Origin of the sequence: Burkholderia lata (assembly GCF_902499025.1) — a bacterium.
GTDB lineage: Bacteria > Pseudomonadota > Gammaproteobacteria > Burkholderiales > Burkholderiaceae > Burkholderia > Burkholderia lata_C.
The window spans coordinates 167,321-182,902 of sequence record NZ_CABVPW010000011.1; the positions used below are offsets into that span (position 1 = coordinate 167,321).

General features: G+C 67.1%; 13 protein-coding genes and 1 tRNA gene. 10 read left to right on the forward strand and 4 right to left on the reverse strand.

The window, feature by feature from the left end:
• Window positions 1-92 precede the first annotated feature (92 nt).
• The 8 genes from fdnG (at window position 93) to BDI24065_RS13660 (ending at window position 9,728) form a co-directional block, all read left to right on the forward strand.
• Entirely contained in the window at window positions 93-3,164 is a 3,072-nt protein-coding gene (gene fdnG / locus BDI24065_RS13625) for a formate dehydrogenase-N subunit alpha (RefSeq protein WP_175031705.1), read from the forward strand.
• A gap of 10 nt (window positions 3,165-3,174) precedes the next feature.
• On the forward strand, window positions 3,175-4,089 hold the full coding sequence (fdxH, locus tag BDI24065_RS13630) for a formate dehydrogenase subunit beta (protein ID WP_175031706.1): 915 nt from the start codon (window positions 3,175-3,177) through the stop codon (window positions 4,087-4,089).
• Window positions 4,086-4,712: a formate dehydrogenase subunit gamma gene (locus BDI24065_RS13635; RefSeq protein ID WP_039370262.1), complete on the forward strand. Its 627-nt coding sequence runs from the start codon at window positions 4,086-4,088 to the stop codon at window positions 4,710-4,712. The genes fdxH and BDI24065_RS13635 overlap by 4 nt, the downstream gene beginning before the upstream one ends.
• Window positions 4,713-4,821: 109 nt before the next feature.
• Window positions 4,822-5,757 (forward strand): formate dehydrogenase accessory protein FdhE, encoded by a 936-nt coding sequence (gene fdhE / locus BDI24065_RS13640; protein WP_175031707.1) that lies wholly within the window; start codon window positions 4,822-4,824, stop codon window positions 5,755-5,757.
• 68 nt (window positions 5,758-5,825) lie between these two features.
• Window positions 5,826-7,265: an L-seryl-tRNA(Sec) selenium transferase gene (selA, locus tag BDI24065_RS13645; RefSeq protein WP_175031708.1), complete on the forward strand. Its 1,440-nt coding sequence runs from the start codon at window positions 5,826-5,828 to the stop codon at window positions 7,263-7,265.
• A complete protein-coding gene (gene selB / locus BDI24065_RS13650; protein WP_175031709.1) occupies window positions 7,262-9,187 on the forward strand; it encodes a selenocysteine-specific translation elongation factor in 1,926 nt (641 codons plus the stop codon). The genes selA and selB overlap by 4 nt, the downstream gene beginning before the upstream one ends.
• A gap of 32 nt (window positions 9,188-9,219) precedes the next feature.
• Window positions 9,220-9,315 (forward strand) — tRNA-Sec (locus BDI24065_RS13655).
• A gap of 200 nt (window positions 9,316-9,515) precedes the next feature.
• Window positions 9,516-9,728 carry a hypothetical protein gene (locus BDI24065_RS13660; RefSeq protein ID WP_175031710.1) on the forward strand — a complete coding sequence of 71 codons (213 nt, stop codon included), beginning with the start codon at window positions 9,516-9,518 and terminating at the stop codon, window positions 9,726-9,728.
• 76 nt (window positions 9,729-9,804) lie between these two features.
• On the opposite strand, the gene BDI24065_RS13665 is transcribed toward BDI24065_RS13660, so the two are convergent.
• From BDI24065_RS13665 to BDI24065_RS13675, 3 genes are all read right to left on the reverse strand, one after another.
• The gene (locus tag BDI24065_RS13665; protein ID WP_175031711.1) at window positions 9,805-10,230 is read right to left on the reverse strand and encodes an NUDIX hydrolase; all 426 of its coding nucleotides are present in this window, start codon (window positions 10,228-10,230) and stop codon (window positions 9,805-9,807) included.
• A 156-nt stretch (window positions 10,231-10,386) separates the two neighbouring features.
• Complete coding sequence (locus tag BDI24065_RS13670; protein WP_175031712.1) at window positions 10,387-11,775, reverse strand: nucleobase:cation symporter-2 family protein; 1,389 nt, start codon at window positions 11,773-11,775, stop codon at window positions 10,387-10,389.
• A 142-nt stretch (window positions 11,776-11,917) separates the two neighbouring features.
• A complete protein-coding gene (locus BDI24065_RS13675) occupies window positions 11,918-12,874 on the reverse strand; it encodes a LysR family transcriptional regulator (RefSeq protein ID WP_175031713.1) in 957 nt (318 codons plus the stop codon).
• Window positions 12,875-12,977: 103 nt separating this feature from the next.
• Between BDI24065_RS13675 and BDI24065_RS13680 the strand changes: the two genes are divergently transcribed.
• The gene (locus BDI24065_RS13680; RefSeq protein ID WP_175031714.1) at window positions 12,978-13,712 is read left to right on the forward strand and encodes an SDR family oxidoreductase; all 735 of its coding nucleotides are present in this window, start codon (window positions 12,978-12,980) and stop codon (window positions 13,710-13,712) included.
• 8 nt (window positions 13,713-13,720) lie between these two features.
• Here BDI24065_RS13680 and BDI24065_RS13685 read toward each other — a convergent pair whose 3' ends face one another.
• On the reverse strand, window positions 13,721-14,698 hold the full coding sequence (locus tag BDI24065_RS13685) for a LysR family transcriptional regulator (RefSeq protein ID WP_175031715.1): 978 nt from the start codon (window positions 14,696-14,698) through the stop codon (window positions 13,721-13,723).
• Window positions 14,699-14,831: 133 nt separating this feature from the next.
• On the opposite strand from BDI24065_RS13685, the gene BDI24065_RS13690 reads away from it, so the two are divergent.
• The gene (locus BDI24065_RS13690; protein WP_175031716.1) at window positions 14,832-15,548 is read left to right on the forward strand and encodes an SDR family oxidoreductase; all 717 of its coding nucleotides are present in this window, start codon (window positions 14,832-14,834) and stop codon (window positions 15,546-15,548) included.
• Window positions 15,549-15,582 lie beyond the last annotated feature (34 nt).

The following is a 15,582-nucleotide window of genomic DNA, read 5'->3' on the forward strand; positions in this document are numbered from 1 at the left end:
TCAGTATTGATCCGAGGATTCGAACATAGTTGCGCGAACTGTCTATAATTCCTTTCAGTTTCCCCACCCCCACAATAACGCCGAGACCAGCCATGCTACAAATGTCCCGGCGCCAGTTCCTGAAGGTGACGGCTACGTCGCTTGCCGGATCGAGTCTAGCCCTGATGGGCTTCTCTCCATCCGAAGCGCTTGCCGAAGTCCGACAGTACAAGCTGGCGCGCACAGTCGAAACGCGCAACACCTGTCCTTACTGTTCAGTGGGTTGCGGCATCCTGATGTACAGCCTCGGAGACGGCGCGAAAAACGCCCGGCCGAGCATCATCCACATCGAAGGCGATCCCGACCATCCCGTCAATCGCGGCACGCTGTGCCCGAAGGGCGCGAGCCTGATCGACTTCATCCACAGCCCGAACCGCCTGACGCACCCCGAGTATCGTGCGCCCGGCTCGGACAAGTGGGAACCGATTTCGTGGAATGACGCGCTCGACCGCATCGCGAAGCTGATGAAGGCCGACCGCGACGCGAACTTCGTCGAGACGGCGGACGACGGCTCGAAGGTCAACCGCTGGCTCACGACGGGCATGCTCGCCGCGTCGGCAGGCAGCAACGAAGTCGGCTACCTGACGCACAAGGCTGTCCGCAGCCTCGGGATGCTCGCATTCGACAATCAGGCGCGTGTCTGACATGGCCCGACGGTGGCAGGTCTTGCCCCGACGTTTGGCCGTGGAGCGATGACGAACCATTGGGTCGACATCAAGAACGCGGACGTGATTCTCGTGATGGGCGGCAATGCAGCCGAGGCCCATCCGTGCGGTTTCAAGTGGGTAACGGAGGCGAAGGCGCACCGCAAGGCGCGGCTGATCGTCGTCGACCCGCGCTTTACGCGTACGGCCTCGGTGGCCGATTACTACGCGCCGATCCGCACCGGCACCGACATCGTCTTCCTGGGCGGCGTCATCAACTATCTGCTGACGAACGACAAGATCCAGCATGAGTACGTGAAGAACTACACGGACTTCTCGTTCATCGTGCGCGAGGATTTCGCGTTCAACGACGGCATCTATTCCGGCTACGACGCGGAGAAGCATGCGTACCCGGACAAATCGAGCTGGGACTACGAGCGCGGCGACGACGGCTTCGTGAAGGTCGATCCGACGCTGCAGCATCCGCGCTGCGTGTACAACCTGCTGAAGCAGCACTACGCGCGCTATACGCCGGACATGGTCCAGCAGACCTGCGGCACGCCGAAGGAGAAATTCCTGAAGGTGTGCGAGATGCTCGCGACCACCGCCGTTCCCGGCCGCGCCGGCACGATCCTGTACGCGCTCGGCTGGACGCACCACTCGGTCGGCGCGCAGATGATCCGCACCGGCGCGATGGTGCAGTTGCTGCTCGGCAACATCGGCATCGCCGGCGGCGGGATGAACGCGCTGCGCGGCCACTCGAACATCCAGGGGCTGACCGACCTCGGGCTGATGTCGAACCTGCTGCCGGGCTACATGACGCTGCCGATGCAGTCCGAGCAGGATTTCGACGGCTACATCAAGAAGCGCGTGCAGCTGCCGCTGCGGCCGAACCAGTTGAGCTACTGGAAGAACTACAAGGCCTTCCACGTCAGCTTCATGAAGTCCTGGTGGGGCGACGCGGCGACCGCGGAGAACAACTGGGGCTACGACTACCTGCCGAAGCTGGACAAGCAGTACGACCTGCTGCAGGTGATCGAGCTGATGAATGCCGGCAAGATGAACGGCTACATCTGCCAGGGCTTCAACCCGCTTGCGGCGTCGCCTTCGAAGGTGAAGACGGCAGCCGGCCTCGCGAAGCTGAAGTGGCTCGTGATCATGGATCCGCTCGCGACCGAAACCTCCGAGTTCTGGAAGCATCACGGCGACTACAACGACGTCGATGCGTCGAAGATCCAGACCGAGGTGTTCCGTCTGCCGACCACGTGCTTCGCGGAGGAAAACGGCTCGCTCGTGAGTTCGAGCCGCGTGCTGCAATGGCACTGGAAGGGCGCGGAGCCGCCGGGCGAGGCGCGTAGCGACCTCGAGATCATGTCGGGGCTGTTCCTGCGCATGCGCAAGATGTACCAGACGGACGGTGGCAAGTATCCGGATCCGATCGTCAACCTGACCTGGCCGTACGCGAACCCGGAAAGCCCGACGCCCGAAGAGCTTGCAATGGAGTTCAACGGAAAGGCGCTCGCCGATCTGCCCGATCCGAAGGATCCGGCCAAGACGCTCGTGAAGAAGGGCGAGCAGCTGGCCGCGTTCGCGCAGTTGAAGGACGACGGCACGACCGCGAGCGGCTGCTGGATCTTCTGCGGGGCATGGACGCAGGCCGGCAACCAGATGGGGCGGCGCGACAACGCCGACCCGACCGGCATCGGCCAGACGCTGAACTGGGCGTGGGCGTGGCCGGCGAACCGGCGGATCCTGTACAACCGCGCATCGTGCGACGTCGCCGGCAAGCCGTTCGACCCGACCCGCAAGCTGATCGGCTGGAACGGCAGCGCGTGGAAGGGGGCCGACGTGCCCGACTTCAAGGTGGATGAATCGCCCGAAAACGGGATGGGGCCGTTCATCATGAACCCGGAGGGCGTCGCGCGCTTCTTCGCCCGCGCGGGGATGAACGAAGGTCCGTTCCCCGAGCACTACGAGCCGTTCGAGACGCCGCTCGACGCGAACCCGCTGCACCCGAACAATCCGCAGGCGCTGAACAACCCGGCTGCCCGCGTGTTCCCGGACGACCGTGCGTCGTTCGGCAAGGTGGCGGAGTTCCCGCACGTGGCGACGACGTACCGGCTGACCGAGCATTTCCACTACTGGACCAAGCATGCGCGGCTGAATTCGATCATCCAGCCCGAGCAATTCGTCGAGATCGGCGAAGACCTCGCGAAGGAAGTCGGCGTCGCGCATGGCGAGCGCGTGAAGGTGTCGTCCAAGCGCGGCTACATCATCGCGGTCGCCCTCGTCACGAAGCGGATCAAGCCGCTGACGGTCGACGGCAAGAAGGTCCAGACGGTCGGCGTCCCGTTGCACTGGGGCTTCAAGGGTCTGACGAAGCCCGGCTATCTCGCCAATACCCTGACTCCGTCCGTGGGTGACGGCAACTCCTATACACCGGAATTCAAGTCGTTCCTGGTGAAGGTCGAAAAGGCGTAAGGGGGAAGAGATGGCATTGCAATCGCTGGATATCAAGCGCGTCTCGGCCACCACGACGCCACCACCCACGGTGCGCGAACCGGTGACCGGGAGTGTCGCGAAGCTGATCGACGTATCGAAGTGCATCGGCTGCAAGGCATGCCAGACCGCGTGCATGGAGTGGAACGACCTGCGTGACGAGGTTGGCACCAACGTCGGCGTGTACGACAACCCGGCCGACCTGACCGAGCATTCGTGGACGGTCATGCGGTTCTCCGAATACGAGAACCCGGCGGGCGACCTCGAGTGGCTGATCCGCAAGGACGGCTGCATGCACTGCGAGGATCCGGGCTGCCTGAAGGCGTGTCCGTCGCCGGGCGCGATCGTGCAGTACAACAACGGGATCGTCGATTTCCACGAGGAGAACTGCATCGGTTGCGGCTATTGCGTGACCGGCTGCCCGTTCAACGTTCCGCGGATCTCGAAGAAGGATCATCGCGCATACAAGTGCACGCTCTGTTCCGACCGCGTCGCGGTCGGCCAGGAACCGGCCTGCGTGAAGACCTGCCCGACGGGCGCGATCGTGTTCGGCACCAAGGAGGACATGAAGCAGCACGCGGCCGAGCGGATCGAGGACCTGAAGGAGCGCGGCTTCGAGCATGCGGGGCTGTACGACCCGCAGGGCGTCGGCGGCACGCACGTGATGTACGTGCTGCACCACGCGGACAAGCCGTCGCTGTACCACGGGCTGCCCGACAACCCGTCGATCAGCCCGATGGTGAAGCTGTGGAAGGGGATCGCGAAACCGCTCGCGGTCGCCGGTATCGCGCTGACCGCGCTCGCCGGGTTCTTCCACTATGTCCGGGTCGGTCCGAACGAGGTAAGCGACGAAGAGGAAAACGCCGCGCGCGACGAGGCGCGACGCATCAAGGAGGACGCGAAATGAAACACGACGACCCCAACCTGATCGTCCGCTACTCGGCGAACGAGCGCACGAACCACTGGATCACCGCGATCACGTTCGTGCTGCTCGCGCTGTCCGGGCTCGCGCTGTTTCATCCGTCGATGTTCTGGCTGACCGCGCTGTTCGGCGGCGGCCAGTGGACGCGGATCCTGCATCCGTTCGTCGGCCTCGTGATGTTCGTGTCGTTCGCGATCCTGGTGGTGCGTTTCTGGCACCACAACGCGCTCGACGCGGACGACCGGCAGTGGCTGAAGCAGATCGGTGACGTGCTGACCAACCAGGAAGACAAGCTGCCGCCTGTCGGGCGCTATAACGCCGGGCAGAAGCTGCTATTCTTTACGTTGGTGGCGTGCCTGCTGCTGCTCCTGCTGTCGGGAGTCGTGATCTGGCGGCGCTACTTCTCGTTCTACTTCCCGATCGGGGTGATCCGCGCGGCCGCTGTCGTGCATGCCGTGGCGGCCTTCGTGCTGATCGCGAGCATCATCGTGCACATTTACGCGGCGTTGTGGGTGAAGGGCTCGATCGGCGCGATGGTGCGCGGCACCGTCACGCTGGGCTGGGCTCGCAAGCATCACCCGAAGTGGTTCCGTGAAAGCGTGAAGTAACGCACCGGAGCGGGGCGGCTCGCCGATCACGGCGGGCCGGTCCACTCCTTCGCCGGAACCGCCCGAAAGCGCCGATGCGTCGGCGCTTGTTTTTTTGGAAGACATATTTGTGACACAACGCATCCTCGAACCGACCGAGATCTCGACACTCGATCATTCGGCCATCCCGCGCTTTCGCCTGCCGGAGCGCGCCACCGCGTTTTCGGCGCGCGCCGCGCGGCTGCGCAAGCTGGCCGACCTGAACCCGATCAGCGGCTACCTGCGGCTGATGGCCACCGTCGCCGATGCGCAGCACGCGACGCTGCAAACGCTCGAGCTGCCGCTGCCGTCGAAGGAAACGATCGCGCGTGCGCAGCAGCATTCGATGCCGCTCGTGCCGGCGCTCGACGGCGAGCGCGATCCGCGCTGGCGTGCCGTGCTGTACGAACTGTTCGACCGCGTCGAAGGCGCCGGGCTCGTCAACCCGCAGCTCGCGAAGCTGCTCGACCGGCTGCGCCTGATGGCACCCGCCGAGCTCGACGCGCAAGCCGACGCGATCCTCGCGCTGCGCTTCGCCGAAGTCGATCCGGCCACCGCGCCGTTCCTGATGGCGGCACTGCAGGTCGTCTGGACGGATCTCGCCAGCCGCGTTTCACCGGCCGACGTCCCGTATCTCGACCAGCCGGGGCTGTGCCCCGTGTGCGGCACGCATCCGGTCGCAAGCGTCGTGCGGGTCGGCGGCCAGTACCAGGGCTACCGTTTCCTGCAATGCGGGCTGTGCACGACCGAGTGGCACATGGTGCGCACGAAGTGCTCGCACTGCGATTCGACGAAGGGCATCGCGTATCACGGGATCGAGGGCGGCAGCGAAGCCGTCAAGGCCGAATCGTGCGACGAGTGCAAGACCTATCGCAAGATCGGCTATCAGGACAAGGACTACGAGTTCGAGCCGCTGGCGGACGATCTCGCGAGTCTCACGCTCGACCTGCTGATGAACGAGGCCGGCTACCAGCGCAGTTCGCCGAACCCGCTGCTGTGGCCGGATGTCTCGCGGGACGCGGATTGACGGCAGGGGCCGGGGCGCGAGCACTGGCGCCGGCCCACTGCGAAGCATGAGACTGGAGCCACAACTACGTGACCGAACCGGGTGTGAATGAACTGAATGCCGTGCTGGCGCGCGTGCCGTCCGTCGAGCGCGTGCTGTCGTCGGCGCCGCTGCAACCGCTCATCGCGGACTATGGCCGCACGCGCGTGCTGAGCGCGGTGCGCGCCGAACTCGAGCGCTGGCGGTCCGCCGCGCAGCACGATCCGGCGTCGGCCGAGCCGCTCGACGAGCCCCGCATCGCCGCGGCCGTCGCGCATACGCTGGCCGCACAGAGCGCGGGCGCGGTGCGCGCGGTGTTCAACCTGACCGGCACCGTGCTGCACACGAACCTCGGGCGCGCGCTGCTGCCCGACGACGCGGTGCGCGCGGTGGTCGACGCGCTCACGCGCCCCGTCAACCTCGAATTCGATCTCGCCACGGGCCGCCGCGGCGATCGCGACGACCTGATCGACGATCTGCTGTGCGAACTGACGGGCGCGGAAGCCGCGACCGTCGTCAACAACAATGCGGCGGCCGTGCTGCTGGCGCTGTCGGCGCTTGCGACGAAGCGGGAAGTGGTCGTGTCGCGCGGCGAGCTGGTCGAGATCGGCGGCGCATTCCGCATTCCCGACATCATGAGCCGCGCGGGCGCCAGGCTGCGCGAAGTCGGCACGACCAACCGCACCCATCTGCGCGACTACGCGGACGCAATCGGCCCGCGCACCGCGCTGCTGATGAAGGTGCACTGCAGCAACTACGCGATCAGCGGCTTCACGAAGGAGGCGACGCTTGCCGAACTCGCGCCGCTCGCGCGCGAGCATGGGCTGCCGGTTGCCGTCGATCTCGGCAGCGGCACGCTCGCCGACCTGTCGCAATGGGGCCTGCCGCACGAGACGACCGTGCAGGAAACCGTTGCCGCCGGCGCAAACGTTGTCACGTTCAGCGGCGACAAGCTGCTCGGCGGGCCGCAGGCCGGCCTGATCGTCGGCGATCGCGCGCTGATCGCGAAGATCAAGAAACACCCGCTCAAGCGCGCGCTGCGCGTCGGCAAGCTGACGCTCGCGGCGCTCGAGCCCGTGCTGCGCCTCTACCAGTCACCGGAGTTCCTGCGCGACCGGCTCACGACGCTGCGCCTGCTGACGCGCCCGCAGCGCGAGATCGCCGAGGCCGCCGAACGCGTGCGTCCGGCGCTGCAGGCCACGCTCGGCAGCGGGTTCGACGTGACGGTCGAGCCGATGTTCAGCCAGATCGGCAGCGGCGCGCTGCCGGTCGACCAGTTGCCGAGCGCCGGGCTCGTCGTCCGCACGGCGGACGGCAAGCGCGGCGGTCGTGCGCTGGCGCAGCTCGAGAAGCGGCTGCGCGAATGGCCGCGCCCGGTGATCGGTCGCGTGGCCGACAATGCACTGCGGCTCGACCTGCGCTGCCTCGAAGCCGCCGACGAGGCGGTGTTCGTCGCCCAATGCGTGCCGCTCGCGGGGCCCGCTGCATGATCGTCGGTACCGCCGGACACATCGATCACGGCAAGACGACGCTGGCGCGCGCGCTGACGGGCGTCGATACCGATCGCCTGAAAGAAGAGAAGGCGCGCGGCATCTCGATCGAGCTCGGTTATGCGTATACACCGCTCGACAATGGCGACGTGCTCGGCCTGATCGACGTGCCGGGCCACGAGAAGCTGATTCATACGATGGCGGCCGGCGCGTGCGGGATCGACTTCGCGCTGCTCGTGATTGCCGCCGACGATGGCGTGATGCCGCAGACACGCGAGCATCTCGCGATCCTGCAACTGCTCGGCGTCACGCACGGCGCCGTCGCGCTGACGAAGTGTGATCGCGTCGACACCGCGCGGGTAGCCGAGGTGCGTGACGAGATCGCCACCTGGCTGCACGATTCGACGCTGGCCGGCGTGCCGATCTTCGAAACGCGTGCGACGGCTGTGGACGATCCGGGCGTCGCCACGTTGAAACGTTACCTGGCGGACGCGGCGATCGCGTGGCGCGCGCGGCGCGACGACGGGCTGTTCCGGCTCGCGGTCGATCGCGTGTTTACGCTCGCGGGGCAGGGCACCGTCGTGACGGGCACCGCGTTCGCGGGCCGCGTCGCGACCGGCGACACGCTCGCGATCGTGCGCACGGGCGGCGCGGCGCGCGTGCGCAGCATCCATGCGCAGAACCGGCCGGTCGAGGCCGGCCGCGCGGGCGAGCGTTGCGCACTGAATCTCGCCGGGGTCGACAAGGCCGATGTCGAGCGAGGAGACACCGTCGCCGATGCGCGGCTCGTCGCGACGTCACCGCGTCTCGACGTCGACCTGACGCTGCTCGAGGATGCCGGGCTCACGCTGACGCACTGGGCGCCGCTGCACGTGCATATCGGCACGTTGCATCGCGTCGCGCATGTCGCGCTGCTCGACGGCGACACGCTCGCGGCCGGTCAGCGGATGCGCGTGCAACTGGTATTCGACGAGCCGGTGTTTGCGTTGCCGGGCGACCGGTTCATCGTCCGCAATCCGCAGGCGACGCGCACGGTCGGCGGCGGCCGCGTGCTCGACCCGTTCGGGCCGGCGCGCAAGCGTCGCACGCCCCAGCGCCGCGCGTGGCTCGACGCGCTGGCCGAATGGCTCGACGAAGGACGTCTCGAGGCGCTGCTCGCGCAGGCGCCGCTCGGCATCCCGCGCGCGACGCTCACGCATCTGACGGGGTTTGCACCGAACGCGCTGGCGTTGCCGGATGACGCGCTGGCGATCGGGCAGCGCGACGCCGCGTCGAACGACGGCGCGGTGATTGCGCATGCGCACTGGCGTGCGCTGCAAACGCGTGCGATCGATACGCTGCGCGAGTATCACGAGCGCATGCCCGACGAGCAGGGGCTCGACACCGCGCGCCTGAGGCGGATGGCCGCGCCGCTCGCCGGCGATGCGCTGTGGCGCGCGCTCGTCGATGCGCTGGTGGCCGGTGGCGAAGTCGCGCGAAGCGGGCCGTGGCTGCACCTGCCGTCGCATGCGGTGAACCTCGAGCCGCGCGAGGAAGCGCTGGCGCAGCAACTGCTGCCGCTGCTTCATGCGGGGCGCTTCGATCCGCCGTGGGTGCGCGACCTGGCCCGCGACACGGGCGCCGCCGAAGACGCGGTGCGTACCTTGCTGCGCAAGCTCGCGCGGCGTGGGGACGTGCACCAGGTCGTGCGCGACCTGTTCTATCACGCGGACGTCGTGCGCGAGCTGACGGAACTGGTCGCGTGTCTCGCGCCGTCGCGCGGCGGCGGGCTCGATGCGGCGACGTTCCGTGACGCGACGGGGCTCGGCCGCAAGCGCGCGATCCAGATTCTCGAGTTCTTCGACCGGGTTGGGTATACTCGCTTCCACCGCGATCTTCACTTCCTGCGGCCTGACAGCGGTTGGGCGGGTATTCAGGCGTAGGCGCTCGTTGTTCTTCTGGTTCTCTTTCCCACGGAAGGCATTCGTATCCGGTGGTACGGCTGGACTTCAAATCCAGTTGGGGGTGTCAGACACTCCCGGGTAGGTTCGACTCCTGCTGCCTTCCGCCACCCCGTTCCATCTTTTCGGCACGGCACGCTTCAACCGACGTGCAATTGCGCGACAGTGCCATCGATTGCGCTTGCCGAAACTTGATCGGGAAAATTACTAAAGGTCTGCGAATTATTTCCCGGCTATAGTCGAATCACTGAAGGTAGATACGGCGTCCTTTGCCGATACCGTTCAGGTAATGACTGTAGACGGGTGCTGTATGAAAAATAAAATCGACAAGACCACGGGACCGATCTGGGGCGTGGCGACGGGATTGCTTCTTGCTGGTGCAGGATTGAGTCTCGGCATGTTCCCCGAAGTCCTGCGCAATTCGGGAAGCGCGAACGACTTCATGGCGTCCGGTGCCGCGATGCTGGGCATCTTCCTCGTCGTCTATTCCACCCGCGAATTACGCAGAAGGCGCGCGCACTGAGCGTTCGCGCGCCGCCGATTCACGCACGACGATCAGGGCCGGCGGCCGGCCCATGAGTGCGCTCGTCCTTAGCGCGCTACGCCTTGGTGATTTCGTGTTGGTAAACGAGCTCGACGATTCGCTTCGTCGGAATGCTGGCGCGCAATCCGTCGACGCTGTCGATCGGAAACCACTTGCATTTCTCGATCTCGTTGTTCGCTTGCGGCGTCTGCTCCGGGGTGACTTCCGCGAAGAACACGTGATGGATCTTGGCGAGCCCGGTGAACTGCATCGCGTACACGAGATGCTGGCCGGTCATGCCGGTTTCTTCGCACAACTCGCGATGTGCGGCTTCGAGCGGCGTTTCCCCGCGCTTGATCGTGCCGCCGGGCAGGGCCCAGCGCGACGCCGCGCGGGCGACGAGCAGGACTTGCTCGTCGCGATAGCAAACGACGGTCGCGCGTTCCTTGACCGGGACGTCGCTCGCTTCGGGGGCGGTGTTGGGTGCGGGGATTGAGGACATGAAGCAATTCTAACCAGCGCGGATCGATCGGCAAAGCCGATATGACCGGGTTTAACGATCGATCGCCGCCGCCGTGCGGGCGGTAGCCCTGTGACACGGCGGGCGGCGCGGCCCGTCGGGCGCCGCGTCGTCAGGCGGTTCGCACCGCCAGCTCCATTACTTCTTTTCCGGCAGGAACCAGTTCATCACGAGCGCGCAGATGCCGCCCGTCGCCACACCCGATTCCAGCACGTTCTTCAGCGCGTGCGGCAGGCTGTTGAGGATGTCCGGCACCTGCGACACGCCGAGGCCGAGCGCGAGCGACACCGCGATGATCAGCAGTGCGCGACGATCGAGATGGACACCCGCGAGGATGTTGATGCCCGATGCGGCCACCGCGCCGAACATCACCATGGCCGCGCCGCCGAGCACGGGCTCCGGCACGGCCTGCAGCACGCCGGCGACGACCGGGAACAGGCCGAGCACCACCAGCATCCCCGCGATCCAGATGCCGACGTAGCGGCTGGCGACGCCGGTGATCTGGATCACGCCGTTGTTCTGCGCGAATACCGAGCTCGGGAACGTGTTGAACACGCCGGCCAGCAGCGAGTTCGCGCCGTTCACGAGCACGCCGCCCTTGATTCGTTGCATCCACACCGGGCCTTCGACCGGCTCGTTCGAGATCTTGCTGGTGGCCGTGACGTCGCCGATCGCTTCGAGCGACGTGACGAGGTAGATGATCAGCATCGGCACGAACAGCGACCACGAGAAGCCGATGCCGAAGTGCAGCGGCGTCGGCACCTGGAACAGCGCGGCCTGGTGCATGCCGGTGAAGTCGAGGCGGCCGAGGAACGCGGCCGCGAGATAGCCGATGATGAGCGCGATGACGAGCGCGGTGCTGCGCACCCACACGATCGGCACGCGGTTCAGCAGGATGATCGTGCCGAGCACGAGGCCTGATAGCGTCAGGTTCTCCGCGCTCGCGAACGTGCCGTTGGCCATCGCACCGTAGCCGCCGCCCATGCTGATGAGGCCGACCTTGATCAGCGTGAGGCCGATCAGCAGCACGACGATGCCGGTGACGAGCGGCGTGATCAGGCGCTTCACGAACGGCAGGATGCGCGACACGCCCATCTCGACGAACGACCCGGCAATCACGACGCCGAAGATCGCGGCCATCACGGTTTCGACCGGCGTGCCTTGCTTGACCATCAGGCTGCCGCCGGCGATCAGCGGGCCGACGAAGTTGAAGCTCGTGCCCTGGACGATCAGCAGGCCGGCGCCCAGCGGGCCGAAGCGCTTGCACTGGACGAAGGTGGCGATGCCGGAAATCACCAGCGACATCGACACGATCAGGGTCGTATCGCGGCTGGATACGCCGAGTGCCTGGCAGATCAGCAGGCCGGGCGTGACGATCGGCACGATGATCGCCAGCAGGTGCTGCAGCGCGGCGACGAAGGCGACCATCGGCGCCGGCCGGTCGTTCGGGCCGTAGACGAGGTCGCGGGCCGAATCTGCGACGTCGGCGCCGTGGGCGGCGGGTTGGGCGGGGGAGGCGGGTTGCATGGCGAGCGGGCCGGACAAGGTGGAAAGTGCGGCATTTTAGCCGAACAGCCCGCCGGCGCCGCTGCAATGGCGGGGATTCGACCGATCGGGAAAACGGTGGCGGATCGGCATCCGGGCCGGCCGTGGCCGCGGCGTGCGTCGGTCAGCGGGCCTGCCGCGGTGCGGGCGCGGTCGGCGTGGCAGTCGGGGCGGTGGTCGCATGGAACCCGGGCAGCTCGGGAATCCGCCGCTCCATGAACTGCAGGAACGTGCGGGTCCGCAGCGGCAGATACCGGCGCGACGCATACACGAGGTGCAGCGCATGCGGCGGCACCATGTCCCACTTCGGCAGCAACCGGACGAGCTGCCCGCTGTCGATCAGGTCCTGAACGAGCCACGCCGGCCCGCTGCCCACCGCGTTTCCGGCCAGGAAGCATTCACGCAGCGCCATCGAGCTGTTCACGCGATACCGGCCGCGCACCGGAACGGCGACCTGCTCGTCGCCGCGGGCGAAGGCCAGTTCGTTGCCGATGTCCGCACGCGCGTAGCCGACGTACTCGTGCTTCGCCAGGTCTTCCGGCCGGCGCAGCTTCGGTGCGTGCGCCACGTACCCCGGCGTGGCAACCAGCAGGCGCGGCGACGACGCGATGTGGCGCGCCACGGCATCCGGCGGCAGCAGGTGGCCGAGGCGAATGGCGACATCGACGCCTTCTTCGACCAGGTCGATCACGCGGTCGGTCAATTGCAGCTCGACTTCGATCTCCGGCCACGCGGCGAGGAATTCGAGGACGAGCGCGTTCAGCCTCAGCTCGCCCAGCCCCAGCGGCACGTTGACGACCAGCTTGCCGACCGGCCGCACCGTTTGCCCGCGCACCTCGGCCACCGCGCTCGCGTATTCGTCGATCACGCGCTTGCAGCGATCGTAGAACCGGCGGCCTTCGTCGGTGGGCGCGAGGCTCGTGGTCGAGCGTTCGAGCAGGCGTACGCCGAGTTCCTTTTCGAACGCGGCGACGATCTTGCTGATCGTCGGCTGGCCGGTGCCTTCCTCGCGCGCGACCGCCGAGAAATTGCCCAACTCGATGGCGCGGACGAACACGCGCATGGATCGCAGCGAATCCATCTTATTCCTTTATGGCATGAACCTTATTCAAGTGTCCCATGTTCCTGCGCAATGGAGAATGACCTAACGTTCTCGAACCTTCAATCCCTGATGAGGAGTCGACATGAACGAGGCAACGCAATCTTCTGCACTGGACGGTGCACACGTCGTGGTATTCGGCGGGAGTTCCGGCATCGGCCTCGCGGCTGCAGCGGCCGCGAAGGCGAAAGGCGCCGGCGTCACGCTGGTCGGCCGGACCCGCGCGAAGCTCGAGTCCGCCGCGCAAGCGATCGGCGGCGCGCGCATCGAGGTGGCCGACATCGCGGACCGGCATGCCGTGGAGGCCGTGTTCGGCACGATCGCGCGCGTCGATCACCTGGTCGTCACGGCCGGCCGGTTCATTGCCGGCAAGCTGAACGAGACCGACCCCGATCAACTGCTCGCCGCGCTGCAGGAGCGTATCGCCGGGCCGGTCTACGCGATCCGCGCCGCGTTGCCGCTGATGCCCGCGACCGGCTCGATCGTGCTGACCGGCGGGCAACTGTCGGATCGTCCGGCGCAGGGCGTATCCGTCATTGCCGCCGCCGTGCGCGGCGTCGAGGCGCTGGCGCAGTCGCTCGCGCTCGAGCTGAAGCCGATTCGCGTGAACGTCGTCGCGCCGGGCTTCGTCGAGACGCCGCTGTACGACGCGTTCGGCCCGGAAGCACGCGACACGATTCTCGCGGGCGCCGCGTCGTCGCTGCCCGGCGGCCGAGTGGGGCGTGCCGATGAGGTGGGGGAAGCGATCGCGTTCCTGCTGGGCAACGGCTTCATGAATGGCGAGATCCTGCACATCGACGGCGGCGGCCGGCTGGTCTGAGCGGCGCGTCAGCCTGTCGCGCGCGTGCCGGTGCGGCGCACCGGTGTGCGCGGCGCGCGGCCATCCGGATACGCGCGCTGGCAGACGGCGATGACTGCATCGCGCAGGCGCCGATGCACGGGGTCGCCGTGCATGCGCGGGTGCCACAGCGCGGACACGAGGATCTCGGGCAGTTGCACCGGGATCTCGAAGCTGCGCAGCCCGAGGGCCTCCGTGAGCCCCGGCGAGAACGCGTTGCCGAGGCTCGAGCGCGGCACGAGCGCGATCAGGTCGGTGCTGGCCGCGACCCGCATCGCATCGGGGTAGCCCGGTACCACGACGTGCACGGTGTGGCCCGAGCCGCCCTTGTCGGTCGAGTCGTCAGCCGGCCCGCCGAAATCGCCGAGCTGCGACGCGATCACGTGACGGCAGGCTGCATAACGCGCGGGTGTGATCCTGCCCGAAGCGAACAACGGATGCCCGGTGCGTGCCACCGCGACGTGCCAGTCGTGAAACAGCATGCGTGTGTGCAGTTCGGGCGCATCGTCGCCGCGCTTGCCGATTTCCAGGTCGACGGCGCCGTCGCGCAGCGCTTGCGGATCGCGGTCCGGCTTCGGGACGAAGCGGATGCGCACCTGCGGCGCGATTTCGCCGAGGGCGGCGACCACCGGGCCGGACAGCATTTCCATGAACGATGCGGCCGCGCGGAGGGTGAACGTGGCCGCGTGCGTCGCCATGTCCACGTCGGCCGTCGCCGGTTGCAGCACCGCGCGCGCCTCGCTTGCAATCGCGTGCACGCGGTCGCGCAACGCGGCTGCGTGCGGCGTCGGCACGAGCTTGCGCCCGGCGCGCACGAGCAACTGATCGCCGGTGGACAGCCGCAGCCGCGTGAGCGTGCGGCTCATCGCGGACGTGCTCAGGCCGAGCCGGCGCGCGGCGCCGGTCACGCTGCCTTCCGACAGCAGCACGTCGAGCGCGGTGACGAGGTTCAGGTCGATGTCTTCCATGGCGACAGGATACGCCTCTGCGCGGATTGGTATGGCGTTCGATGCAACTAAGTGTTGAGTTTGGTGCGTCTGGCGCCTGTCGTGATGCGCACCTATAGTGGCTGCATGACGAATCCCGGCAAAGGCGGAAACCATGCAATCAACTGAATCGAACGGAAATGTGCCCGCGATCCTGCTCGTCGCGGCGTCGCGCGGCCTTGGGCTCGCGATGGCGGACGCGTTCCTGGACAAAGGCTGGTGCGTAACGGGCACCGTCCGCGCAGGATCGGGGCGCACGAAGCTGCACGACCTCGCCGACCGGTTCGACGGCCGGCTCGACATCGAGACGCTCGACGTCTGCGAGCCGACGCAACTGGCCGCGCTGCGCGAGCGACTGTCGGGCCGGCGCTTCGACATGCTGTTCGTGAATGCGGGCACGACGAACGAGCCGACCGAAACGATCGGCGAAGTGACGACCGACGAGTTCGTGCGCGTGATGATCACGAATGCGCTGGCGCCGATGCGCGTGATCGAGACGCTGCAGGATCTCGTGACCGCGGACGGCCTGATCGGCGCGATGTCGTCGGGGCAGGGCAGCGTCGCGAACAACGTCAGCGGGATGCGCGAGGTGTATCGCGGCAGCAAGGCCGCGCTGAACCAGTTCATGCGCAGCTTCGCGGCGCGCCAGGCCGATACGCGGCGCGCGATGGTGCTGATGGCGCCCGGCTGGGTCCGCACGGAGCTGGGCGGGCCCGATGCGCGCCTGACGATCGAGGAAAGCGTGCCGAGTCTCGTGAACGTGCTGATCGCAAAGCGGGTGCGCCCGGGGCTCGAGTATCTCGACTATCTGGGGAGGACGGTGCCGTGGTGATCGTCGCATCGGCACATCGCGCGGCGGGTAGCGG